General features: G+C 68.8%; 18 protein-coding genes and 1 tRNA gene. 13 read left to right on the top strand and 6 right to left on the bottom strand.

The annotated features are described in order from the left end of the window. Positions 1-7 precede the first annotated feature (7 nt). From EVS83_RS03625 to EVS83_RS03610, 4 genes are all read right to left on the bottom strand, one after another. Positions 8-409: an MAPEG family protein gene (locus tag EVS83_RS03625; protein WP_133499652.1), complete on the bottom strand. Its 402-nt coding sequence runs from the start codon at positions 407-409 to the stop codon at positions 8-10. Then, positions 409-1,125 (bottom strand): TMEM43 family protein, encoded by a 717-nt coding sequence (locus tag EVS83_RS03620; protein WP_133499651.1) that lies wholly within the window; start codon positions 1,123-1,125, stop codon positions 409-411. The genes EVS83_RS03625 and EVS83_RS03620 overlap by 1 nt, the downstream gene beginning before the upstream one ends. Further along, positions 1,122-2,012: an MBL fold metallo-hydrolase gene (locus EVS83_RS03615; RefSeq protein ID WP_133499650.1), complete on the bottom strand. Its 891-nt coding sequence runs from the start codon at positions 2,010-2,012 to the stop codon at positions 1,122-1,124. The genes EVS83_RS03620 and EVS83_RS03615 overlap by 4 nt, the downstream gene beginning before the upstream one ends. A gap of 111 nt (positions 2,013-2,123) precedes the next feature. Continuing rightward, positions 2,124-2,199 (bottom strand) — tRNA-Phe (locus tag EVS83_RS03610). Positions 2,200-2,352: 153 nt separating this feature from the next. Here EVS83_RS03610 and EVS83_RS03605 point away from each other — a divergent pair. Beyond that, positions 2,353-2,763 carry a DUF6491 family protein gene (locus tag EVS83_RS03605; protein WP_133499649.1) on the top strand — a complete coding sequence of 137 codons (411 nt, stop codon included), beginning with the start codon at positions 2,353-2,355 and terminating at the stop codon, positions 2,761-2,763. A gap of 82 nt (positions 2,764-2,845) precedes the next feature. On the opposite strand, the gene EVS83_RS03600 is transcribed toward EVS83_RS03605, so the two are convergent. After that, the gene (locus EVS83_RS03600) at positions 2,846-5,344 is read right to left on the bottom strand and encodes a S8 family serine peptidase (RefSeq protein ID WP_133499648.1); all 2,499 of its coding nucleotides are present in this window, start codon (positions 5,342-5,344) and stop codon (positions 2,846-2,848) included. 244 nt (positions 5,345-5,588) lie between these two features. Between EVS83_RS03600 and EVS83_RS03595 the strand changes: the two genes are divergently transcribed. The 10 genes from EVS83_RS03595 (at position 5,589) to dxs (ending at position 18,539) form a co-directional block, all read left to right on the top strand. Continuing rightward, the gene (locus EVS83_RS03595) at positions 5,589-6,413 is read left to right on the top strand and encodes a DUF6689 family protein (RefSeq protein WP_133499647.1); all 825 of its coding nucleotides are present in this window, start codon (positions 5,589-5,591) and stop codon (positions 6,411-6,413) included. A gap of 134 nt (positions 6,414-6,547) precedes the next feature. Further along, complete coding sequence (locus tag EVS83_RS03590; RefSeq protein WP_246022760.1) at positions 6,548-7,453, top strand: FHA domain-containing protein; 906 nt, start codon at positions 6,548-6,550, stop codon at positions 7,451-7,453. Then, positions 7,450-10,716, top strand: coding sequence for a serine/threonine-protein kinase (locus tag EVS83_RS03585; RefSeq protein WP_133499646.1), 3,267 nt, complete (start codon positions 7,450-7,452; stop codon positions 10,714-10,716). The genes EVS83_RS03590 and EVS83_RS03585 overlap by 4 nt, the downstream gene beginning before the upstream one ends. After that, positions 10,713-11,405 (top strand): sensor histidine kinase, encoded by a 693-nt coding sequence (locus EVS83_RS03580; protein WP_133499645.1) that lies wholly within the window; start codon positions 10,713-10,715, stop codon positions 11,403-11,405. Before EVS83_RS03585 ends, EVS83_RS03580 begins: the two co-directional genes overlap by 4 nt. Before the next feature lie 54 nt (positions 11,406-11,459). Then, positions 11,460-12,101: a response regulator gene (locus EVS83_RS03575; protein WP_133499644.1), complete on the top strand. Its 642-nt coding sequence runs from the start codon at positions 11,460-11,462 to the stop codon at positions 12,099-12,101. Between the two features lie 70 nt (positions 12,102-12,171). Next, positions 12,172-12,654: an LEA/WHy family protein gene (locus EVS83_RS03570; protein ID WP_133499643.1), complete on the top strand. Its 483-nt coding sequence runs from the start codon at positions 12,172-12,174 to the stop codon at positions 12,652-12,654. A 10-nt stretch (positions 12,655-12,664) separates the two neighbouring features. Next, on the top strand, positions 12,665-14,461 hold the full coding sequence (locus EVS83_RS03565) for an acyl-CoA dehydrogenase C-terminal domain-containing protein (RefSeq protein WP_133499642.1): 1,797 nt from the start codon (positions 12,665-12,667) through the stop codon (positions 14,459-14,461). Between the two features lie 75 nt (positions 14,462-14,536). Then, complete coding sequence (locus EVS83_RS03560; protein WP_133499641.1) at positions 14,537-15,196, top strand: HNH endonuclease; 660 nt, start codon at positions 14,537-14,539, stop codon at positions 15,194-15,196. Positions 15,197-15,349: 153 nt separating this feature from the next. Then, positions 15,350-16,543: a hypothetical protein gene (locus EVS83_RS16140; RefSeq protein ID WP_166636780.1), complete on the top strand. Its 1,194-nt coding sequence runs from the start codon at positions 15,350-15,352 to the stop codon at positions 16,541-16,543. Positions 16,544-16,637: 94 nt separating this feature from the next. After that, positions 16,638-18,539, top strand: coding sequence for a 1-deoxy-D-xylulose-5-phosphate synthase (gene dxs / locus EVS83_RS03550; protein ID WP_133499639.1), 1,902 nt, complete (start codon positions 16,638-16,640; stop codon positions 18,537-18,539). Positions 18,540-18,746: 207 nt separating this feature from the next. On the opposite strand, the gene EVS83_RS03545 is transcribed toward dxs, so the two are convergent. Then, the gene (locus EVS83_RS03545) at positions 18,747-19,811 is read right to left on the bottom strand and encodes a TraB/GumN family protein (RefSeq protein WP_166636786.1); all 1,065 of its coding nucleotides are present in this window, start codon (positions 19,809-19,811) and stop codon (positions 18,747-18,749) included. A gap of 418 nt (positions 19,812-20,229) precedes the next feature. On the opposite strand from EVS83_RS03545, the gene EVS83_RS15570 reads away from it, so the two are divergent. After that, on the top strand, positions 20,230-20,370 hold the full coding sequence (locus EVS83_RS15570; RefSeq protein WP_166636785.1) for a hypothetical protein: 141 nt from the start codon (positions 20,230-20,232) through the stop codon (positions 20,368-20,370). Between the two features lie 404 nt (positions 20,371-20,774). Beyond that, complete coding sequence (locus EVS83_RS03540; RefSeq protein ID WP_133499637.1) at positions 20,775-21,119, top strand: helix-turn-helix domain-containing protein; 345 nt, start codon at positions 20,775-20,777, stop codon at positions 21,117-21,119. The last annotated feature ends 348 nt before the right edge of the window (positions 21,120-21,467 follow it).

Below are 21,467 nucleotides of genomic sequence, written 5' to 3'. Positions count from 1 at the left end.
GTGACGTTCAGTGGACGGTGAGCATCGCGATGCTGCGAACGATCGCCAAGATCGATCCCGTGCCGATCACCGTCCACGTCAGAACGGTGCCGGTGAATCGTCCGAACGAATAGCCCGACGACCGCGACAACCCGAGCGCGTGCAACAGCCGCGCGATCAGCAACATGCCGCCAAGCACCGCGACCCACGAGCGCTCCAGCCCCGACAGTTCCAGCAACGCGAGCACGATCAGCGCGAACGGCACGTTCTCGATGAAGTTGGCATGGATGCGAATGCGGCGCAGCAGTTGCGGATCGCCACCGTCACCGAGGCCCACCCTGCGACCGCGGCGCATCAGCACGACGGGCAGCGACAGCGACAACAGCAGCAGGCCGTGCAGGCCGGCGACGAGCAGTGTCACGACGGGCATCAGGTCTTGCCTCCGGTGATCGCGCGAGTGAGGAACCACAGGCCCGCGAGTGCGACCACGGCGATCGCGATGAGCCAGGGACGCAGCTTCATCGCCGGCTTGCGCGCGGCGGCCGCGATGTCGATGGCGGGCCGCGCAACCGCGGGCGCCGCTGCCACCTTCGCGCTCAACTGCCAGACGCCATCGCGGAGTTCGACTTTCCCGGCGAGCGGCGGAAGCACGAACTCGTGCCAGGTGATGCGCACATCGCCGATTTCGGGTGCGAGCGGGTTGTAGCTGCTCGCGAGGCCGTCGCCTTCCGGCTGGAAGCTCGCGCCGAGGTCGGCGGGGAGCCGCGAGAAATTCGGGCGCGCGGTCTGCCATTGCCCCAGGAGCCGAACGACGTCGATCGGCAGCGGACGACCGTCGAGCGACACCGAATCGACCCACCACTGGCGATTGCGGATCGGAAGCTTCGAAGGATTGCGGTGCTGCGCATCGAACTCGTCGGATGCGATCGGCGCGGCGTTCCAGATCGTGCCGTAGCGCCCGTCGTCGGCCCGCGTCCACTGGAACATCTCGACGCGACGTTCCAGTCCGAACTGCTTCGAGCCGACATGGAAGTCGGGATCCTCCAGCGCGTTCGACGGCGCCGGATCGTTCTCCGGCGCGACGTCCGCACGGGCAATGCCGGCGGCGAAGAGCGCAGCCAGCGCCAGCGTCGCGATCGGCCTCATGCGGCGAGCGGACGCGCCTGCAACGCGGGCACTTCGTTGGTCGTGCTGAAACGCCCGTCCGAAGATTTCACGACACGCGCGAGCGCGCACGCGGGGTCGTGCGTGAAGTAGAGATGGACGTCGCGCGCGAGCATGTCGTCGAGGAATGCCTTCTTCTCGTCGATCAGCAGCTCAGCGTTGCGGTCGTAGCCCATCGTGATCGGCACGTGCACCCAGGGCCGCCCCGGGATCAGGTCGGCGCAGAACACGACGCCACCATGCGGATAGCCGTTGGCGTCGTGCGCGGCCACGATCTCCGCGAGCATCAGGCCCGGCGTGTGGCCATCGCTGAAATGGAAGCGCACCGCGTCGCCGAGCGTGCGCGAGTGTTCGCTGTCGACGAGTTCGAGTCGCCCCGTCGACTGCAGCAAGCCGGGCAGTGCCGGGATGAAGCTCGCGCGGTCGCGATCATGCGGATCGAGCGCGCGTTCGAAATGGCGGCGGCCGACGACGTAGGTCGCGTTCGGGAACACGAGCGACGGCTCCGCGCCTTCCTTCCACGCCGACAGCAAACCGCCCGCGTGGTCGAAATGCAGGTGCGAAAGCACCACGACGTCGATGTCATCGGGGCCAAAGCCGGCGTGCGCGAGCGAGTCGAGCAGCACGTGGCGGTCCTCGACAACGCCGTAGCGGTCGCGAAGCTTCGGCTCGAAGAACGCGCCGATGCCGGCCTCGAACAGCACGGTCTTGCCCGCCAGCGGCGACGCCAGCAATGCGCGGCACGCCAGATCGATGCGACCCTGCTCGTCCGGCGCCGCCCAGCGCGACCACAGCGCGCGCGGCGCGTTGCCGAACATCGCGCCGCCGTCGAGCTTTTGCGCGTTGCCATCGATGGACCAGAGCTTCATGGCGATCTCCGCGGTTCGACCGCCATTCGACCGCCTGCGGCGAGCCGGGTCAAGGCGACGTTCGGGCAACAAAAAAGCCCGCAGCGGCTGCGGGCTTTTTCGATCGAATTATGGTGGCCGGGGACGGAATCGAACCGCCGACACGGGGATTTTCAATCCCCTGCTCTACCAACTGAGCTACCCGGCCGGATCCACGGGGTCGCCGTGGGAGGCGGCATGTTACGGACGCGTGGAGGGCTTGGCAAGCCGCATGCGGCCTGAACACCGTCGGCGCCGCCTGTTCAGTCGCGCTCGGCGGAGGCGCATGATCGGTGTACTGAACTGCATCGGAGCAGATGCCATGCGAACTCTCGTCGCACTCGTGGCTGCCGCGGTCGCGCTCGCCGGATGCGCGAGCGATCCCGCCAAGACCGCCCGCCAGCTGGAACTCTATCGATCGAATGCCGGCGCGCCGGTCAACAATTTCGTCTACACGAGCAGCTTCACGCAGTGGACGCCGCTCGGGCCGGATGCGCTTGCGCTGTGGACGTCGCCCGGCCGCGCTTATCTCCTCGATCTCTCACACTGCCCCGACCTCGAATGGGCCCACGGCATCCAGCTGACACACAGCGGGATCATCAATGAGGTGTCGGCACGTCTCGATGACGTGATCCCGCTCGGCGCCGGCCGCACGATGCCCTGTCGCATCCAGGCGATCCGTCCGTTGGACACGAAGGCAATCCGCGAGGCCGAGCGCGTCGCGAGCAAGTAACGCGCCTGGTCTCGTCGCAAAGGAAATCGCCCCGGTGACCCGGGGCGTTTTTTTGTGCACGACTGTCGCGGTGGGGACGCGATCAGTCCTGCGCAGCCTGGTACGCGGTCAGGTAACGACCGGCGGCAACGGCGAAGGCCGCACGCGTCACCGTCTTGTTCGGATCGAAGTACGCCTTCAGCGTGGGCTGCAGGTCGTACGGACCCTGCTCGACCGCGAAGCGGGCGTTGATCAGGCCGAGGTCGAGCGCGAGCTGGACGTAACCGCGCAGGGCCGCCGGGATCGACGCCGCATCCGCGACCGGCACACGCTGCGTGCCGTACGCGGCCGTGAGCTCGCCGCTGAACGAGTGCGCCTGCGACTGCAACGCCATGCTCTGCACCAGCGAGTAGACCAGCGACACACGCGTCACCGAATCGTTCGGGCGGAATGCGCCGTTGACCGTGCCCATCACGCCGTCCTGCGAATGCGCGAGATCACGCAGCGAGCCGCCCTTCGCGATCGCGGCTTCCGCGGCCGCATAGCCCACGGTGCCGGTGCCGATGTCGCTGAAGCTCGACTTGCCGTTGAACGGCAGCGACTGACGGATGTTCTGGCCCATCGACAGGTACTGCGCGAGCTCGATGCGCTTGATGTTGGCGTCCGGACGGAAGTTCTTGTCCGAATAGCCGTCGACGAGGCGGTTGGCGACCGCGAACTCGATCGCCGAGCGTGCCGGATGGTTGGCGATGTCGTTGAGGCCGGTGTAGCCGCCCGAGTTGAGGAAGCTGATCTCGCCGTCGACGTAACCCGGCGCCGCATAACCGTTCGTGGCCTTCGCCGGATCCAGCGCGACGCCCGACACCGAACCGATGCCGCGGACCGTGAGCTTCCACTTGCCCGGCTTGCCCGGCGCACCGATCGTGATCGTGTCGCTTTCGACCGGCAGCGCGATCGACGAACCGTACTGCTCGCCGTCCGGATCGATCAGCACCAGCGCGACGGTGTTGTCGACGGTGGAACGCGCGCTCACGAACGCGACGTCAGGCCCGACGTCGAACTCCATCGTGTCGACGGTGCCGACGGGCGAGAAGAACAGCGAGAACGGGACCGGATCGGCGCCCTTCGCGAGCACGGCGTTCGAGTTGAACGTGCGCAGCGCGTTGACGGTCGCACCGTAGCCCGTGCGCACCTTGCTCGCCTCGGCGACGGCGGCATACGCGTTGATGTGACCCGCGCCCGCTTCCCACGCCAGGCGACCGGTCATGTTGGTCGCGGTGCGCGAAATTATGTCCTTGACCTGCGCCGGCGTGAGGTTCGGGTTGGCCTCGAGCATCAGCGCGATGATGCCGGCGACGTGCGGCGTCGCCATCGAGGTGCCGCTCATGTGCGTGTAGAACGGCAGGTACGCCGGATCGAGCGTCTCGGAATCGTGCTGCGCTTCCAGCGGCGGCAGTGCGCCGGCGAGGTCGCGGTCGGAGACGATGTCGACGCCCGGCGCGACGATGGTCGGTTCGTTGCGGTACGTCCACGCCACACCGTCCGGCATGGTGAACGTGCCGGTTTCGCCGCGCTTGCCGCGCGACGAGAAGCCGGTCAGCACGCCATCCTTCTCGCTCGCACCGATGGAGATCACCCACGGCGCCTGCGCATAGGGATTGTGCGTGTCTTCGCCGGGGCCGTCATTGCCCGCCGCGAACACGCTGACGATGCCGCGCTTGTAGAGCTCGTAGGTCGCGACGTTCACCGGGTTGGTCGGCTCGAACGTGCCGCTGCTGCCCCACGAGTTGCTGACGACGCGGATCGTGTCGCGGTAGCTGAACTGGTTCGTCGCCGCGTAGTCGAGGCCGCCGACCGCGTCGAGGATCGAGATCACGGCGCCCGAGCCGTAGCCGACCAGGGACGCGCCCGGCGCGACGCCGCGATACAGGCCGTTCGAACGCTGGCCGCTACCGCCGACGATGCCGGCGCAGTGCGTGCCGTGGCCCGAGCTGATGTCGGAGTTCGGCACGTTCTCGAGATAGGTCATCGGCACGATGCCGGGCGCGACGTCGGACGCGAGCGACGCGAGGATGTTCTGCGGCGCGAGCACGTTCTGCACGACGTGCGTGCCGAGCTTGAGATCGTCGTGCGTCGCGTCGATGCCGGAGTCGTTGATCATCACGCCGACGCCCTTGCCGCTGAAGGGAATCGCGCGGCTGAAGTCGCCCGGGTTCGAGACCGCCCGGGTGACGCTGGATATCTGGTTCGCTTCGACGTCGAAATAGCGCAGCGGCGCGTTGTAGAAGATCGAGACGACGTCGCCGTCCTTCGCGAGCGTGCGGATCTGCGCAGGCGTGGCGAGCACGCCCGCGATCGGCAGCGTGCGCATCGTGCGGCCCTTCTCGATGCCGAGCGACTTGAGGGTGGCGAGTTCGGTCGCGTTGACCGGGCCGGACTGGCGATAGGTGACGACGACGCCGATCTGGTCGGCCGGGGCGGCGGCGGCCAGCTTCTGCACCAGCTGGCTGTCGAGGTGGGCATCGGCCAGCGCGACGCCGCTGGCGAGCAGGCCGAACGCGAGGGCGGAAACGCGGAGGGAGAGGGAGCGCGAAGCGGACATCGGGGGACTCCAGGTCGGGGCGCCCGGCGGGCGACGGCCTGTTGTCCCATTCCTGCGACCGGCGTCCCATCCGGTGTTGCCTCCACGCGCCGCAGGGGTAAACACCCATGAACCGATGGGGGTTTCCCGCCTCGCGCCGGCCCGGGCATCCGGTGTACCGTCGTGGCGTCCGCGACGACGCCTGCTTCACCGCACCGGCCCTAGCGTCGCCGCATCCAGGGGTTCAACACGCTTCGGAGTCGCCATGACGCGTCTCGTCCGCTGCTTCATCTTCGCCCTGCTCGCGCTCGCCGCTCCGCTCGCCTCCGCACAGTCCCTGCCCGTGCAGGTCGACGTGCAGGGCAGCGTCGCGACCGTGGTGATCGGGCCGTCCACTGCGCCGCTGGCGGACATGACGCTCACCTTCGACTCGCCGCACGGCCTGACGCCCGCGAACCTCGGCATCTCGGCGCAGTCGGTGTCGCTCAGCGACCCGCAGCTGCTCGCGCGCCTGCCGGGGTCGCTCGCGTCGCTCGACTCGGCCTTCCCGCTGCTGGTGACGGTCGAGCCGCCCGCCGGCGGCCTGTCCTTCGACCGCACGGTCAAGGTCGAGATCCACACGCACGCACTCGCCTACACCTACGGCTCCAGCTATCGCCTGTTCAAGGCGCCGCTGGGTGGCGCGTTCCGCGACATCACGACGGAAGTGGCGCAGGGCAGCGTGCGCGCGCGCGGCACCACGGGCGGCTTCTCGCAGTTCCTGATCCTCGCCGACGTGCGTCGTACCGGCGACGTCGTCGACGAAAAGCTCGAGCGCCTGCGCACGCGCATCGCGACGCTGCCGGCGTCCGAAGCGGCGCCGCTCGAAGCGCAGCGCGCGACCGCCGCGCAGGCGGTGGCCGATGCCCGCTACGACGACGCACTGGCCGCGCTCGACGCGCTGGCCGCACGCGTCGATGCCCGTGCCGACACCGCGATTCCCGACACGTGGCTCGCGGGCGGCGGCGGCAACAACACCGCGGGCGAGCTGCTCGCGGGCGTCGCGACGGCGAAGTTCTCGATCGCCTACCTGCGCAACTTGGGACACTAGACCGGCGGCAACCTGTCGCGTTCATCCCCGAAGCCCCCGCACCGCCGGGGGCTTCGCGTTTTCGCGGCCCGCACCGCTGCGTACGGTGCGGTGCATCGCATGGCAAGCGGCAGAACTGGCCCTAAGATGCAGGCATGCAGGCACGACTGATCGCATACATCCCCGAAGGCGCCGCGATCGCGCGCATCGTCGCCCCCGGCGATCGCCTGCGCATCGGCCGTGCACCCGAGGCCGATCTCCTGCTGTCGCATGTGTCGGTGTCGCGTCGCCATGCCGAGCTGGAACCGCAGGTAGACGGCACATGGCGGCTGCTGGATCTCGACAGCAAGAACGGCTCGTTCGTCGACGGCGCGCGCATCAACCAGACGGCGCTCGCGCGCAGCTGCTGGCTGCGCTTCGGCGACGTGCATTGCGAGTTCGCGATGCTCGACACGAACGCGGCCGAAGAGCAGGCGCGTCGCTGGCAGGAGCGGCGACATGAAGCGTCGCGGATGACCGCGCGCCTCGAAGCGATGGCGCAACCGCGCGAAGGCGCAGCGCCGACGAACACCCTGCTGGAACACAGCCTGCGCGCCGTTCTGGAACTTGCCGGCTGCACGCGTGGCTTCGTGCTGATCGCGGGCGGCGGGCGTTATCGGGTGGCGACGTCCATCGCGCTCGACGCATCGCTCGCGACCGGGCCCGAATTCACGGGGAGCCTCGGCGCCGTCGCGCAGGCGCTGCGCACGCGCGCGCCGGTGGTGTTCAACGACATCGGCCAGGACGCCTGGCTGTCGGGCCGCGAGTCCGTCGTGCGCGGCGGCCTGCGCACGCTCGTCGCGCTGCCGCTGCTCGACGGCAACCGCGCGCTTGGCGCCGTGTACGCCGATCGCCGTGAAGCCGGCCCGCCGCTGACCACGCTCGACGTCGAGCTGCTGCAGGCGTTCGCCGAACGTTGCGCGCTGTGGCTGGCGGCGCGTGGCGAAGCGCAGGGCGGCGTGGATCCGCCGAGCGCCGGCGACTGGTCGCAACTGCTCGCGGGTCACGCGCCGACGCGATGACCGACGCGACGTCCACCGGCCTCTACGCGCAGATGGACCTCGCGCCCGGCACGCTGTTGGCTGGGCGTTTCCGTATCGAAGGGCTGGTCGGCGTCGGCGGCATGGGCGTGGTGTATCGCGCGCTGGACGAATCGCTCGGCGTGCCCGTCGCGATCAAGCTGCTGCGTCCCGAGATCGCACAGCGCGCCGATGCATTCGAACGGTTCCGGCAGGAGTTGCTGCTCGCGCGGCAGGTGTCGAGCCCGCACGTCGTGCGCATCCACGACATCGCGCGCCACGAGTTCGCGAACGGCGAAACTCGCTGGCTGATCAGCATGGACCTGATCGACGGCGAGCCGCTGGATCGCATCATCGATCGCGGCCCGCTCGATGTCGACGTCGCACTGCGCATCGCGCGCGATGTCGCGCTGGGGCTGCAGGCCGCGCATGCGCGCGACGTCGTGCATCGCGATCTCAAGCCGGCGAACGTGCTCGTCGCGGCGGACGGCAACGCGTCGATCACCGACTTCGGCGTCGCGCGATCCATCGCGACCAGCACGCGCAGCGCGACGGCGGGCATCGTCGGCACGCCGGATTACCTGTCGCCCGAGCAGGCGCGCGGCGATCCCATCGGACCGCGCAGCGATCTCTACGCGCTGGGCCTGATCCTCCACGAAATGCTGACCGGTGAACGCGCGTTCGCGTCGGCGACCGCTGCCGAAGCACTCGCCCAGCGACTCGTACGCACGCCGCCGCTGGTGACGACGAAGCGCGCGGGCGTGCCGTCGTGGGTCGCGCGACTCGTTGAACGTTTGCTGCGTCCGCAGCCCGCGCATCGGCTGCCCGATGCGGCCGCGGTGGTGCAGGCGATCGACCGTCGCGAGGTGCCGCGCGATCGCGTACGCAGCGCAAGGTGGTTAGCGGCCATCACGATCGCACTCATCGCGGCCGGCGGCGGCGCGTACTGGTGGACGCACCGCGCGCCCGTGGATGCCGTGGCGCCCGCGCCGTCGCGACCGCTCGATCGCGTGCTGCTGATGCCGTTGGAAGGCGACGACGTGCCGGAGAGCGAACGCGTTGGTCTCGACATGCGACTGCGTGCCGCGCTGGCCGATGCGCCGGGCCTCGCGCGCGTCGACACGGATCGCATGCTGCAGGCGCTCGGCCAGTTGGATGCGACAGGACGTCCCTCGCTGGACGCGATGCGTCGCGCCGGTGCCGCGAGCCGCGTGGTGCGCCTCGAACTCGCACACACGAAGCAAGGCTGGCATGTCGCGGGCGATCAGGACGGTGCGGGCGACATCCGCATCGCCGGCCCGAACGCGCCCTCGCCCGCCGACGCGCTCGCGGCGTGGCTTCGACTTCCGCAAGCCACGTCGATATTCGGCATGACCGCCGCACCGTCGGTGCGCCTGCCGCCGTCGAACGCGCTGGCCCTGCAGGGCGCTGCGGAACTCGCGCGCCGCGCCGGCCATTACGACGTCGCGCTCGCCACGCTGCAGCAGGCTACTGCGCTCGACCGCGATGATCCGGCGGCCTCGATCGCGCTCGCGGACGTCGCACAGGCGGTCGGCGAGGACGATGTCGCACTGAACGCCATCGATCGCGCGCAACGCGGTGCGTCCACCCTGCCGCCGCGACTTCGTGAGCGTCTGGGCGCCTCGCGTGCCCTGCTCGAGGGCGACGCGGCAGGGGCAGCACGGACATGGCGCGCGCTGGCATCGCAATCGCCCTCCGACACGTTCGCGCAGCTCCAGCTCGCCCGTTCGCTGGGCGCGGCCGGTGAATTCGACGCCGCCGTCGCCGAACTTCAGCAGCTCACCGAGCACGACGCGCAGGACGCCCGCGCCTGGTTCGAACTCGGCAAGTTCTCGATCCTCAAGGGCGACGCGCGCCCCGCAGTCGACGACTACCTGTTGCGCGCGCTGGTGCTGTTCAAGCGCGGCCGCAATGCGTACGGCGAAGCAGAGACCGTGAACGCGCTCGGGGTGGGCTATGGCCGGCTCGGTCAGACGGCGGATGCCGAGGAGCAGTACCGACGCGCCGTCGAGCTTCGACGCGCGGTCGGCAATCGGCGTGGCGTCGCGACCAGCCAACGCAACCTCGCCAACCTGCTGAGCCAGCGCGGTGCGTTCGACGCCGCGGCGGCCGCGCTCGACGAAGCGCGTCGCATCAACGTGGAACTCAACGATCGCGCGGGGCTCGCGGCGGTCGACAACGAGCGTGGGCTGCTGGAGGAAGAGCGCGGTCACTACGCGGCATCGCTCGACGCATTCCGGCTCGCGTTGCAGGGCTACGAGCGCGCCGGCGATCCGCACGGCGTCGCGCAGGCGCTCAACGACATCGGCTTCGCGCAATACCAGCTCGGCGCCTACGACGACGCGCAGACGTACTGGCAGCGTGCTGCCGAGGCCTACCGAACGCTCGGCGATGAAACCGGCGTCATCCGCACGCGCCAGAACCTCGGCCTGCTGCATGCCGCGCGTGGACGTTGGGCCGCGGCGAACGAGGCGCAGCACGATGCGCTCACGCAGGCGCAGCGTCGCCAGATGGCGGAGGAAGCGGCGGTCGCGTATCGCAACCTCGCCGAGCTCGCGATCGCGCGCGGCGATACCGGCGCGGCCGTCGGCAACGCAGCGGCGGCGCTGCGCTTATTCAAGGAACGCGACGACCTCCGCGGCAGCGTCGATGCGCGACTGCTGGAGACCGAAGCGCGACTCGATGCCGGCGATGTCGACGCCGCGTCGCGTGTACTCGCTGCGCTTCAGGCGGATCTCGCGGAGGCGTCGACCGAGCAGCGCGCGATCGCCGGCCGCCTCGGCGCACAGCTCGCCGATGCACGCGGCGACCGACGCGGTGCGCTCGCCGCGCTCGCGAAAGCGCAACCGCTCGCCGTGGCGTCCGGCGTGCGCGCGCTGCAACTCGAGCTCGACCTGCTGCAGGCGCGGATGTCGGGCCGCGATCCCGCGTCGCTCGACGCGCCGACGGCGGCACTCGGCAACGCCGGCCTTCGCCTGCAGTGGACGGATCTGGCGATGCGTTCGGCGCTTGCGCGTCGCGATGCGAACACCGCGCTCCGCCTGTATCGCGATGCCTCGACGTGGCTGCGCGGAACATCGAACCCCGTCGTCGCATCGCTGCACGAGCAGGCCGCTGCGGCCGAGCGTACGCTCGGTGACAGCGCGGCTGCGAACGATGCCGACGCCGCAGCGCGCGACGCCCGCGCCCAATTCGCGGCAGCGCGGCCAGCGCCCTCGCCTGCGGTCGCATCGAAGACGCCATGAACGATCCTGTCGACCGCTACGCGCAGCTCGTGCAGCGCCTGGAAGCGAACGAACGCGAATTCCGACGCCTCGGCCGCTCGGTGCTGCGCGTGCAGGAAGACGAACGCCGCCGCCTCGCGCGCGACCTGCATGACGGCGTTGGGCAGAACCTCACCGCACTCAAGCATCGCCTCGCGCAGTTGCGTGATTCACCTGACGCCGCGGGGCTCCGCGATGCGCTCGACGCCGCCGTGTCGTTGTGCGCCGACACGCTCGAGGACACGCGCGAACTGTCGCGTTTGCTGCGTCCCACCATCCTCGACGACCTGGGCCTCGAACCCGCGTTGCAATGGCTTGGCCGCAGCGTCGGCCAGACGGCAGGGATTTCGGTCGCCGTCGAAGTCGAACCGCTGCCGCCGCTGGACGGCGAACGCCAGACGCTGCTGTTCCGCGTCGCGCAGGAGGCGCTGAACAACATCGCCAAGCACGCCAAAGCGCGCAGCGTGCTGCTGCGGTTGGTCGAACGCGACGGCCGGCTCCAGTTGCAGGTGGTCGACGACGGCGTCGGGTTCGACCTCGCGGCGCGCGCCTCGGGCAGCGGCCTGTCCGGCATGCGCGAACGCCTGCGCCTGTTCGAGGGCGTCCTCGAAGTGCATTCGGAGCCGGGCCACGGCACGCGCATCCGCGCGATCGTGCCACTCGCGGGCTAGCGTGGGGCGCGCCCCGGCTTGACGCCGCCACGGCCGGCACCGCACGGTGCGCCGATGCCGATCCGCATCCTCATCGCCGACGACCACACGCTGGTGCGCGAAAGCCTGGTGGGCCTGCTGCAGGCGGACGGCGACGTGCAGGTGGTCGCGCAGGCGGCCGACGGCATCGAGACGGTCGAGAAGGCGATCGCGGTGCAGCCCGACATCGTCGTCGCGGATCTCTCCATGCCCCGGCTCGGCGGCATCGAGGTCGTGCGTCGCCTGCGCGAGGCGTTGCCGCAGACGCGCGTGCTGGTGCTGACCATGCACCAGGAAGACGAGTACGTGCTGCAGGCTGTGCGGGCCGGCGCGTCGGGCTATCTGGTCAAGGACAGTGCAGCGTCCGAGTTGCTCGCCGCCGTGCGCAACCTGCACGCGGGGCGCGGGCATTTCGGGCCGCAGGCGGCGCGCACGCTCGCGCAGCAGTTGCAGCATCCCGAACGCACGCTCGACGACCCCTACGGCCGGCTCACCGCGCGCGAGCGCGAAGTCTTCCACCTCATCGCCGAAGGCCACACCACCAAGGAAATCGCGCGAAAGCTCGACATCAGCGCGAAGACCGCGGAGAACCACCGCGCACGCGTGCTGGACAAGGTAGGCGTCCGCAACACCGCCGAGCTCGTGCGATACGCGCTGCGCAAGGGCCTGCTGGACTGACGCGACCGCCGTGCTCCGCAGCCACCGTGCGGGGCGGTATGCTCGACGCGATTCCGACAGGAGCCGCTCGATGCGTCTTGCTACGCCCCTCCGCCTCGCCCTCGCCGGCACCGCATTCGCCTTGCTCGCCGCCTGCGCAGGCGGCCCCGTGCGTCGCGTGTCCGAGCCGACCGCGCAGATCCAGCAACTGACCGTGCGCGCCGACGGCGCCTGGGATCTGCAGCTTCGCCTGCAGAACTACAGCTCCATCCCGATGCGCTTCGACAGCGTGCGGCTGACGCTCAACGCGGCGCAGCAGGCGGCCGGCGACGTCGTGGCCTCGCCCGGGCTCGACATCGGGCCCGAATCGGCGGACGTCATCGACGTGCGCGTGCAGCCCGCCACCGCTGCGAAGCTCGCGGTGGCCGATGCGCTCGCCTCGGGTCGCGCCGTCGACTACCGACTCGACGGCCAGATCACCGCGACGCCCGAGAAGAAGTCGCAGAAGACCTTCGACGTGCGCCACAGCAGCACCCTGAACCCCGCGCCGGGCCTGCCCGGCGTGCTCCGCTGAGATCGCCGCGATGAGCCGTTACGACGCCCCGCTGACCGACATGCGCTTCGTGCTGTTCGACCTGCTGCGCAGCGAACAGGCCTTCGCGCACCTCGGCTACACCGATGCCACGCGCGACGTCATCGACGCCGTGCTCGAGGAAGGCGCGCGCTTCGCCACGCAGGTGCTCGCGCCGCTCAATCGCGTCGGCGACGAAGTCGGCTGCACGCTCGACGCCGCGACGGGTGACGTGCGCACGCCGCCCGGATTCAAGGAGGCATACGCGCAGTACGTCGAAGGCGGCTGGACCGGCCTGGTCACCGCGACCGAGCACGGCGGCCAAGGCCTGCCGCACCTCGTCGGTTTCCCGATCAAGGAAATGGTCGACGCCGCGAACCTCGCCTGGGGCAACTTTCCGCTGCTGTCGAACGGTGCCGTGGAAGCGCTGTCGGTGTACGGCACCGAGTGGCAACGCGAGGTCTTCCTGAAGCCGCTCGTCGAAGGCCGCTGGACCGGCACGATGTGCCTCACCGAGCCGCACTGCGGCAGCGATCTCGGCCTACTGCGCACGCGCGCGGAACCGCGCGACGACGGCACCTACGCGATCTCCGGCACGAAGATCTTCATCACCGCCGGCGAGCACGACATGACGGACAACATCGTCCATCTCGTGCTTGCGAAACTGCCCGACGCACCCGCCGGCAGCCGCGGCATCTCGCTGTTCGTCGTGCCGAAGTTCCGCGTCGCGCAGGACGGTTCGATCGGCGAGCGCAATACGCTTCGCTGCGGCAGCCTCGAACACAAGATGGGCATCCATGGCTCAGCGACGTGCGTGATGAACTTCGACGGCGCGGAGGGCTACCTGGTCGGCGAACCGCACAAGGGCCTGATGGCGATGTTCGTCATGATGAACACCGCGCGCCTCGCGGTGGGTCTGCAGGGTCTTGGTCTTTCGGATCGCGCGTACCAGAACGCGCTCGCCTACGCGAAGGAACGCCTGCAGATGCGCTCGGCGACCGGCGCGAAATTCCCGGACAAGCCGGCAGATCCGATCATCGTCCACCCCGACGTGCGCCGCATGCTGCTGACGTGCAAGGCGCTGGTCGAAGGCGGCCGCGCGATGTCGTACGACGCCGCGCTGCAGTTCGACATCGCGTCGCACGGGACGACGGAAGACGAACGCGCCGAAGCGGACGCGCTGGTCGGTTTCCTGACGCCGATCGTGAAGGCCTGCCTGACTGAGTGGAGCATCGAGGTCACGTACGACGCGCTGCAGTGCTTCGGAGGCCACGGTTACATCCACGAGCACGGCCTCGAGCAGCTCGCACGCGATGCGCGCATCACCACGTTGTACGAAGGCACCACCGGCATCCAGGCGCTCGACCTGCTGGGTCGCAAAGTCATCCAGATGAAGGGCGCCGGGCTGAAGGCGATGCTCGGCCGCATTCGTTCGTTTGCCGAGTCCCGCGCCGGCGATGGCGAGATCGGCACGTACTGCGCGGAGCTGTCCGACCTCGCGGCACAGTGGCAGCACCTCAGCGTGTCGATCGCGCAGCGCAGCGGCGAGAACGCGGACGAGCTCGGCGCGGCGTCGTACGACTACCTGATGTTCTCGGGCTACGTGCTGCTGGGCTACTGGTGGGCGCGCAGCGTCGCCGCGCTCGACGGCGCCTCCGTGACGCCGGCCTTCGCCGACGCGAAACGCGCCACCGCGCGCTTCTACTTCGAGCGCATCCTGCCCCGCACCCTCCTCCATGCCGCGGCGATCCGCAGCGGCGCCGACGCGCTGATGGCCCTCGACGCCGAGGCCTTCGACGCCGGGCGCTGAACCGGGAAGCGGCGGATTCGCCGCGACGCGAGCCGGTGACGCCCAAACGTCACCGGCTCGTTATAAGCTCGGGCCATGGCGCACCATCACGCACGCCTGCGACTCGTCGACCACGATCCCGTCTGGTCCGCGGAACCGCTGTCGCCGCCGCCCGGCGGATTCCCGCTCGACGGTGTGCGCCTGCTCTCCCTCGATGCCCACGGCCACGTCCTCGACTGGCTGCACTGGCACGAAGCCACCTGCCTCTACGCGCGCGGTGCGGTGGCCTGGACGCTCGGCGAACCCTGCCTGCGCGTGCGCGGCGGCCAGGCGCGCAGCACCGGCGACCAGAGCATCATCGAACTGCATCCGATCGTCGCGACGCGCGGCCGCGCGCGTGCACACGCACTCAATCCGACGCCTGCGCTGACGAACCCCGCGCTGTTCGCCCGCGACGCACATCTGTGCCTCTACTGCGGCGAGCTGTTCCCGCGCAGCCAGCTCACGCGCGATCACGTCATGCCGTTGTCGAAGGGCGGACGCGATACGTGGGAGAACGTCGTCGCCGCGTGCTTCCCGTGCAATTCGCGCAAGCGCAATCGCACGCCGCAACAGGCCAGCATGCCGCTGCTCGCGGTGCCGTACCGGCCGAGCTGGATCGAACACCTGATCCTGTCGAACCGCCACATCCTGGCGGACCAGATGGAATTTCTGAAGGCGCAGCTGCCGAGGCGCAACCGCCGCATCGCCGGCTGAGGACTGCGTGCCTGTTCACGATTCGGCAGCGTGCGTGCATCGCATGTCCGCGCCCATGCCTTTTGCGCGTTGACGCCGGGTGACCCCTTCGCGACACTCGACCCAAATATCAGGCAGAGACGTATGGCCGCACTGACTTTGGGCTTCACCGGCATGGACGCTTCCACCGAGGGCGAGCTGCGCAGCGCGTTCGAACGCGCACTGCCGGCCTCGGGCGGTGGCTGGCAGCTGGTGCCCGACACGCATGCGGACTACGTCGTGGTCGACATGGACAGCATGTACGGCCCGATGAGCTGGCTGCGCCTGCACAATGCGGGCAAGCAGGTCGTCGGCCTGACCGCGTCGCCGCGCACGCAGGCGCCGTATCGCCTGGGCCGTCCGGTCGACGCCGATGCGCTGACCGAATTGCTGCGCGATATCCGCGTCGCGAACGGTGTCGAAGCCGTCGCCGCGGCGCCCGCGCCTGCCGCCGCACCGACGCCGCCCCCGGCTGCGGCTCCCGCAGCTGCACCGGCCCCGGAACCCGTCGCTGCGAAACCGTCTGGCATGACGCCGTCGCCGCAGCCGACCGACCAGCTGCCGGAAGAGCGCCCCGCGCCGATCACCGCGACGGAACTGCCGGCCAACCCGATCGCGATCACCGAGCCCGCCGCGCCCGCGAACGAGCCGCCGAGCGTCGCTGTCGCGCAGGTGATGCCGCCCGCGCCGAGCATCGAACCGGTGGCGCCACCGCCGGCCGCCGCACCGACGCCCGCGCCCGCTCCGGCGCCGACCCCCGCGCGCAGCGCCGAACCGCAGTCGCTCGCCGAATGGCTCGCCTCCGGCCGCCTGCGCGGCCGCGTGCGCTTCGCCGACAACGGCACCGCCGTGCTGCTCGACACCGACCAGCGTCAGTACTTCGGCCCGTCGGCGCTCAAGCCGGTCGCGCCGCTGTTCTCCCGCGACGCCAAGCTCGCCGACTTCGAGACCGTTTCACCCGACGTCTGGAATGCGCAGACCGCCGCGCTCGGTGCGCCGCAGCCGATCGCACGCCTCATCTGGTACGGCGCGCTGCTCGCCGGCGAAGGCCGGATCGCGCCGGGCTACGACCCGGACGACCGCTTCCGCCTCATCAAGTGGCCGCAGACCGAACGCGAGTTCCCGAAGCACTTCCGCATCGCGACCGCGATGATGAAAGGCCCGGCGACCGTGAAGGAAGTCGCCGAAGCCAGCAGCGTGCCGGAAGCGGAGGTCGCGGACTTCGTGAACGCGTCGCTCGCGACGGGCTTCGCCGAGCCGTACCGCGAGCCGGAGCCCGAGCCCGAAGCCGGCAAGTCGGGGCTGTTCGGCCGCCTGCGCGGCCGCTGACCGGGCTGTACACCCGCCGTACGCGACACGGCGCGCCTTGCCGCTGCCCGCCTCGCGGCGGGACAATGCGCAGTTCGTTTTGCCGGCCGCTTACATGATCGATCCGCAGCGTTACCCGCGCCTCTCGCGCATCGCCACGCCCGCCGACCTTCGCGAATTCGGCGAGGACGAGCTGCAGGCGATCGCCGACGAGTTGCGCGCGTACCTGATCGAGCAGGTCGCCCTCGTCGGCGGCCACTTCGGCGCAGGGCTCGGCGTGATCGAGCTGACGGTCGCCCTGCACTGGCTGTTCGACACGCCGGTCGACCGCCTGGTCTGGGACGTCGGCCACCAGACCTATCCGCACAAGATCCTGACCGGCCGCCGCGACACGATCGCGACGGTCAAGCAGAAGGACGGCGTCGCGCCGTTTCCGAAGCGCGAGGACTCCGAATACGACACGTTCGGCGTCGGCCACAGCTCGACGTCGATCTCCGCCGCGCTCGGCATGGCGATCGCCGCGCAGACCAAGGGCGATGACCGCAAGGTCGTCGCGGTGATCGGCGACGGCGCGATGACGGCGGGCATGGCGTTCGAAGCGCTGATGCATGCCGGCGGCATGGAGCCCGAGCCGAACCTGCTCGTCATCCTCAACGACAACCAGATGTCGATCAGCGAGAACGTCGGCGGGTTGACGAAGATGCTGGGGCGGCTGAGCGGCAACCGCGCGCTCAACGCGATCCGCGAAGGCGGCAAGAAGCTGCTCGGCGACAAGAACAAGGGCCCCGCGCGATTCGTGCGTCGCTGGGAAGAACACTGGAAGGGCATGTTCGTGCCGTCCACACTGTTCGAGGAGATGGGCTTCCACTACACCGGCCCGATCGACGGCCACGACATGGACGCGCTGGTCGCCACGCTCAAGACGCTGAAGGGCCTCAAGGGCCCGCAGCTGCTGCACATCATTACGACCAAGGGCAAGGGCTACGAGCCCGCCGAAGGCGACCAGATCGGCTACCACGCCGTGTCGCCGTTCGATCCCGCCAAGGGCATGGTCGCGAAGACGGGCGCGAAGAAGCCGACCTACACCGACGTGTTCGGCGACTGGCTGTGCGACATCGCCGCGGCCGATCCGCGCGTCATGGGCATCACGCCCGCGATGCGCGAGGGCTCGGGACTGGTGCGTTTCAGCAAGGAATATCCCGACCGCTACTTCGACGTCGCCATCGCCGAGCAGCATGCGGTGACGCTCGCGGCGGGCATGGCCTGCGAAGGCGCGAAGCCGGTCTGCGCGATCTATTCGACGTTCCTGCAGCGCGGCTACGACCAGCTCGTGCACGACGTCGCGATCCAGAACCTCGACGTGTTGTTCGCGATCGATCGCGGCGGCGTCGTCGGCCCCGACGGCGCGACGCACGCGGGCAACCTCGACCTCTCCTACCTGCGCTGCGTGCCGAACATGGTGGTGATGGCGCCAGCCGACGAGAACGAGTGCCGCAAGATGCTGTCGACCGGCCACTACTTCGAAGGCCCGGCCGCAGTGCGTTATCCGCGCGGCACCGGCCCCGGTGTCGCGATCGAACCGACGCTCGACACGCTGCCGATCGGTCGCGGCGAAATTCGTCGTCGCGGCTCGCGCATCGCACTGCTTGCGTTCGGCGCGATCGTGCCGGCGGCGGAGGTCGTCGGTGACGAACTCGGACTCACCGTCGCGAACATGCGCTTCGTGAAGCCGTTGGATCGCGAACTGATCCTCGAACTCGCGCGCACGCACGACGGCTTCGTCACACTCGAGGACAACGTCGTCGCGGGCGGCGCCGGATCGGGCGTCGCCGAACTGCTTGCGGCCGAAGGCATTACGTTGCCCGTGCTGCACCTCGGCCTGCCGGACGAGTTCCAGCACCACGCGAGTCGCGAGCAGCTGCTCGCCGAAGCAGGTCTGGATGTTGCGGGTATCCGCGCGTCGGTCACGGCACGCTGGCCGCAGCTTCTGAACCCGCCGCGCGCTGCTGCGAGCTGAGTCCTTCCCCGTTCGCGAGACGCGTCACGTCGATCGACCGCGTCGCGTTTGCGTGCGGGAGATGTTGCACCGTTCTCGCCTGTCGGCGCTGGTGCGTGACGGTCGGGCCAGCGCGTTTCGGCCACGATGCGATGTCGCTACGTCGCAAACGAGACGCGCTCTGCAAGCACGTGTGGCGCCGGGCGAACGCGACGTCGGTGCGAACGACTAGAGAGCCCCACCGACTGCGGTCGGCGCAACGGATTGCTGCGCTGGCTCCGTCATGGGTGCTTCGACGACATATCCCCGCGCCGCCAGCTTCGACACGATGCCCGTCGGCGACAGCAGTTCGCTCATGGGCAGCGTCGAGAAGGTAACGCGGTTCTTCGTCAGGCTCGCTTCCGCTTCCGACAGCCACTTCGCCGTGGCCTGCGCCTGCAACCGGTCGAGGCCGTACTTCTCCGCGAACGCACCGCTCAGCACGGCGTTTTCGCAGGCTTCGCTGGCTTCGGGACGGTCGAGGCGGCGCAAGGTATCGACGTCACCGGACGCCCAGGCGTCAGCGCGCGACTGCAGCAGGTCGAGATCGTTTTCGACACGATCCAGAACGCGATCGAAGCACTGGACGTCGGCGAGCTGCGTGCCCTTGAACTCCTTGAGCGCCTTCTTCGGATTGGCGATCTTCACCTTCGCCGCGGTCGAAACGCCCTTGATGCCTCGGGCCTTCAGGGCGTCGCCGAGCGCGTCGGACACCACGCCCTTGGTCGACAGCCCGCGCGTCTTGAGCGCTTCCTCGTAGAGCTTCTGCGCCGCGAAGATCGGCCGCCAGGACTCCACGCCGCCGTCGTTGCCGATGTAGCGCTGCTTCAGACGCAGCCATCGCGCGTACGACGCCGGCGGCAGCACGTCGCGCAGGTGCGCGTCATCCGGGAGGTCGCGAATGCCGACCAGCGACGGCAGCAAGGCGAGCTTGCCGAAGAAGCCGATGTCGGCGTCGACCACCACCGACGGCTCGTACATCACCTCGTCTGCGGACGCGACGACGGACCGCATGCGCGCGGAATTCCACGCCATGCGCGCCGGAAGCGGCGAAACCGTGCCGAGAATCCACAGCGTGTTGTCGCCACGCCGCACCTTCCACATCCCGGGCCCTGGCGCGCGCACGACCGCCGTATCCAGCAGACGATCCTGCGCAGTAGCTGCTGCAGGCGGGACCGGTGCCGGTTGCTGGGCGGTCGCGTCGAACGCCACCGATGCCGCGGCGACGGCGAGCGTAAACAGTGCAAAGCGCATGACGGCTCCTGATTCCCTGGACGAGGTCGGCGCCTGTGACCGGGCGCGCGTGACGAAAGTTCCGGAGAGTCTGAGCGAGTCACTCTGTAGCGGCGTCGGCCGGTCGTCGCCATGACCGACGACACGCGACCGACACGACGACGCCCGGCACGGGGCCGGGCGTCGTGATGCATCGAATTGGTCGGGGTAGCCGGATTCGAACTGGCTAACATCCATTTAAAATCAATAACTTAGGACGCTGCTACAACGACTCTGTTCGTTGCAGTTTTTCAGAACGACAAATCAAGGACTTAGGCGTTCCTAATCCGTCGATATGTAGCACGCCCGCGTTGCAACGTAACGTAGCACGTGCGCGATTCGCTGTCGGGCGCGAACCGCAGCAAGCGCAATCGCGAACCGTCCTCAGTTCGCGTTCCGCGTGAGCCTCAACAATTCCGGCGTCAACTTATCGATCTCCGTTTTCGATCGCGCGACAACTTCCGCCCTCTCGCTCGCCCATCTCGCCGGTGGCGAGTGCCGCTTCGCGACGTCGAACATGACGTCGCACGACGTTTTTTGAATCAGTGCGAGCGCAGGACTATCGGCGAAGTCCGCGGAACCCTTGCCGTCCGCCTTGAACGCAGCCGCGAAGTGCGTTTGCCCGCCATATCCTCCAAATGAGTTCTTCGAGTTAACCCACCCGCATGCAACGTAACCGTCGTGCATCTGCTCTGCACGAACGTCCGTCCATCGTGCGGATTCCGGATCTTTCAAGCTCGCACTTACAACGCGCTTGGCAGCCTCCGCTGCATCGAACACGGGTGCGCGACTGCAACCTACTAGCACTACAAGAGAGAGCAACAACACTTGCTTCATTCACCGCCCCTTGAATCAGCGCTACGCGCGCCTGTGTTACGTTTAACGTAGCTTACAGGCGAAAATTGAGCATGCATCCTCTCCGGGCCCTCAGACCCGCCGGATGCCTTGCCAAAAGTCGACGCCCGCGCCGTTTTCGCTGCTCGCCTTAAAGCGGCACGACAAGCTGCCGGGCTAACCCAAGAAGCGCTGGGCATCCGCGCTGGAATTCCGGCAGACGTGGCACGAACTAGGGTTAATCGATACGAACGCGGCGTCCACGACAGTGACTCCGCTACTGCCCAAAACCTGGCGGACTGCCTAGGCGTGCCGCTGGCATCGCTCTACGCTGACGACGAAGTAATGGCAGAGGCCATTCGGGCATTCGCTTCGCTTCCGCCAGCAGAACAACGCGCTGCTGTCGAAGATCTACGAGCTAGAGCAGCAAACTTCTCAGAGCGTCCGCGGACTTAGAGTCGCAGTTTGGCTGTGCCCGCTGCACCGATGCTCTTGGTGGCCGTCGCAACCCTAGCGCTTGCCATCTCGTCGGAGGGACGTCCGAGAGCATCAGACCGACGCGATCTTGGATGCGGCGCCTTTCGAAAGCTGTCGCGCTGTTCCCGAGATCCTTAGATCAGCGTCACGCACCTAGGGGCACCAAATCCCGCTGGCGGACGCGCGCACGACATCAAGTCCCAGCACGCGAGTTCGATGCGCTCGTCTCTTCGACATTTGTGTGGTGACGGAATTCAATTTGCGCACTTGGCCAAGATGTTGGCGATCTCGAGTCCCCTTGATACCTGAGGTGCGAGATCACAGCGG

This window comes from Cognatilysobacter terrigena, assembly GCF_004361065.1.
GTDB classification, from domain to species: Bacteria; Pseudomonadota; Gammaproteobacteria; order Xanthomonadales; family Xanthomonadaceae; genus Cognatilysobacter; species Cognatilysobacter terrigena.
Note: the sequence above shows the minus strand (reverse complement) of the source record. Positions and strands in the feature narration are given on the sequence as shown.

What these genes read in the sequence shown, in the direction of transcription:
- EVS83_RS03605 (WP_133499649.1), top strand. Translation starts at nt 2,353, where the DNA reads ATGCGAACTCTCGTCGCACTCGTGGCTGCCGCGGTCGCGCTCGCCGGA.
- EVS83_RS03595 (WP_133499647.1), top strand. Translation starts at nt 5,589, where the DNA reads ATGACGCGTCTCGTCCGCTGCTTCATCTTCGCCCTGCTCGCGCTCGCC.
- EVS83_RS03625 (WP_133499652.1), bottom strand. Translation starts at nt 409, where the DNA reads ATGCCCGTCGTGACACTGCTCGTCGCCGGCCTGCACGGCCTGCTGCTG.
- EVS83_RS03590 (WP_246022760.1), top strand. Translation starts at nt 6,548, where the DNA reads ATGCAGGCACGACTGATCGCATACATCCCCGAAGGCGCCGCGATCGCG.
- EVS83_RS03600 (WP_133499648.1), bottom strand. Translation starts at nt 5,344, where the DNA reads ATGTCCGCTTCGCGCTCCCTCTCCCTCCGCGTTTCCGCCCTCGCGTTC.
- EVS83_RS03565 (WP_133499642.1), top strand. Translation starts at nt 12,665, where the DNA reads ATGAGCCGTTACGACGCCCCGCTGACCGACATGCGCTTCGTGCTGTTC.
- EVS83_RS03575 (WP_133499644.1), top strand. Translation starts at nt 11,460, where the DNA reads ATGCCGATCCGCATCCTCATCGCCGACGACCACACGCTGGTGCGCGAA.
- EVS83_RS03545 (WP_166636786.1), bottom strand. Translation starts at nt 19,811, where the DNA reads ATGCGCTTTGCACTGTTTACGCTCGCCGTCGCCGCGGCATCGGTGGCG.
- EVS83_RS03620 (WP_133499651.1), bottom strand. Translation starts at nt 1,125, where the DNA reads ATGAGGCCGATCGCGACGCTGGCGCTGGCTGCGCTCTTCGCCGCCGGC.
- EVS83_RS03560 (WP_133499641.1), top strand. Translation starts at nt 14,537, where the DNA reads ATGGCGCACCATCACGCACGCCTGCGACTCGTCGACCACGATCCCGTC.
- EVS83_RS03615 (WP_133499650.1), bottom strand. Translation starts at nt 2,012, where the DNA reads ATGAAGCTCTGGTCCATCGATGGCAACGCGCAAAAGCTCGACGGCGGC.
- dxs (WP_133499639.1), top strand. Translation starts at nt 16,638, where the DNA reads ATGATCGATCCGCAGCGTTACCCGCGCCTCTCGCGCATCGCCACGCCC.
- EVS83_RS16140 (WP_166636780.1), top strand. Translation starts at nt 15,350, where the DNA reads ATGGACGCTTCCACCGAGGGCGAGCTGCGCAGCGCGTTCGAACGCGCA.
- EVS83_RS03570 (WP_133499643.1), top strand. Translation starts at nt 12,172, where the DNA reads ATGCGTCTTGCTACGCCCCTCCGCCTCGCCCTCGCCGGCACCGCATTC.
- EVS83_RS03580 (WP_133499645.1), top strand. Translation starts at nt 10,713, where the DNA reads ATGAACGATCCTGTCGACCGCTACGCGCAGCTCGTGCAGCGCCTGGAA.
- EVS83_RS03585 (WP_133499646.1), top strand. Translation starts at nt 7,450, where the DNA reads ATGACCGACGCGACGTCCACCGGCCTCTACGCGCAGATGGACCTCGCG.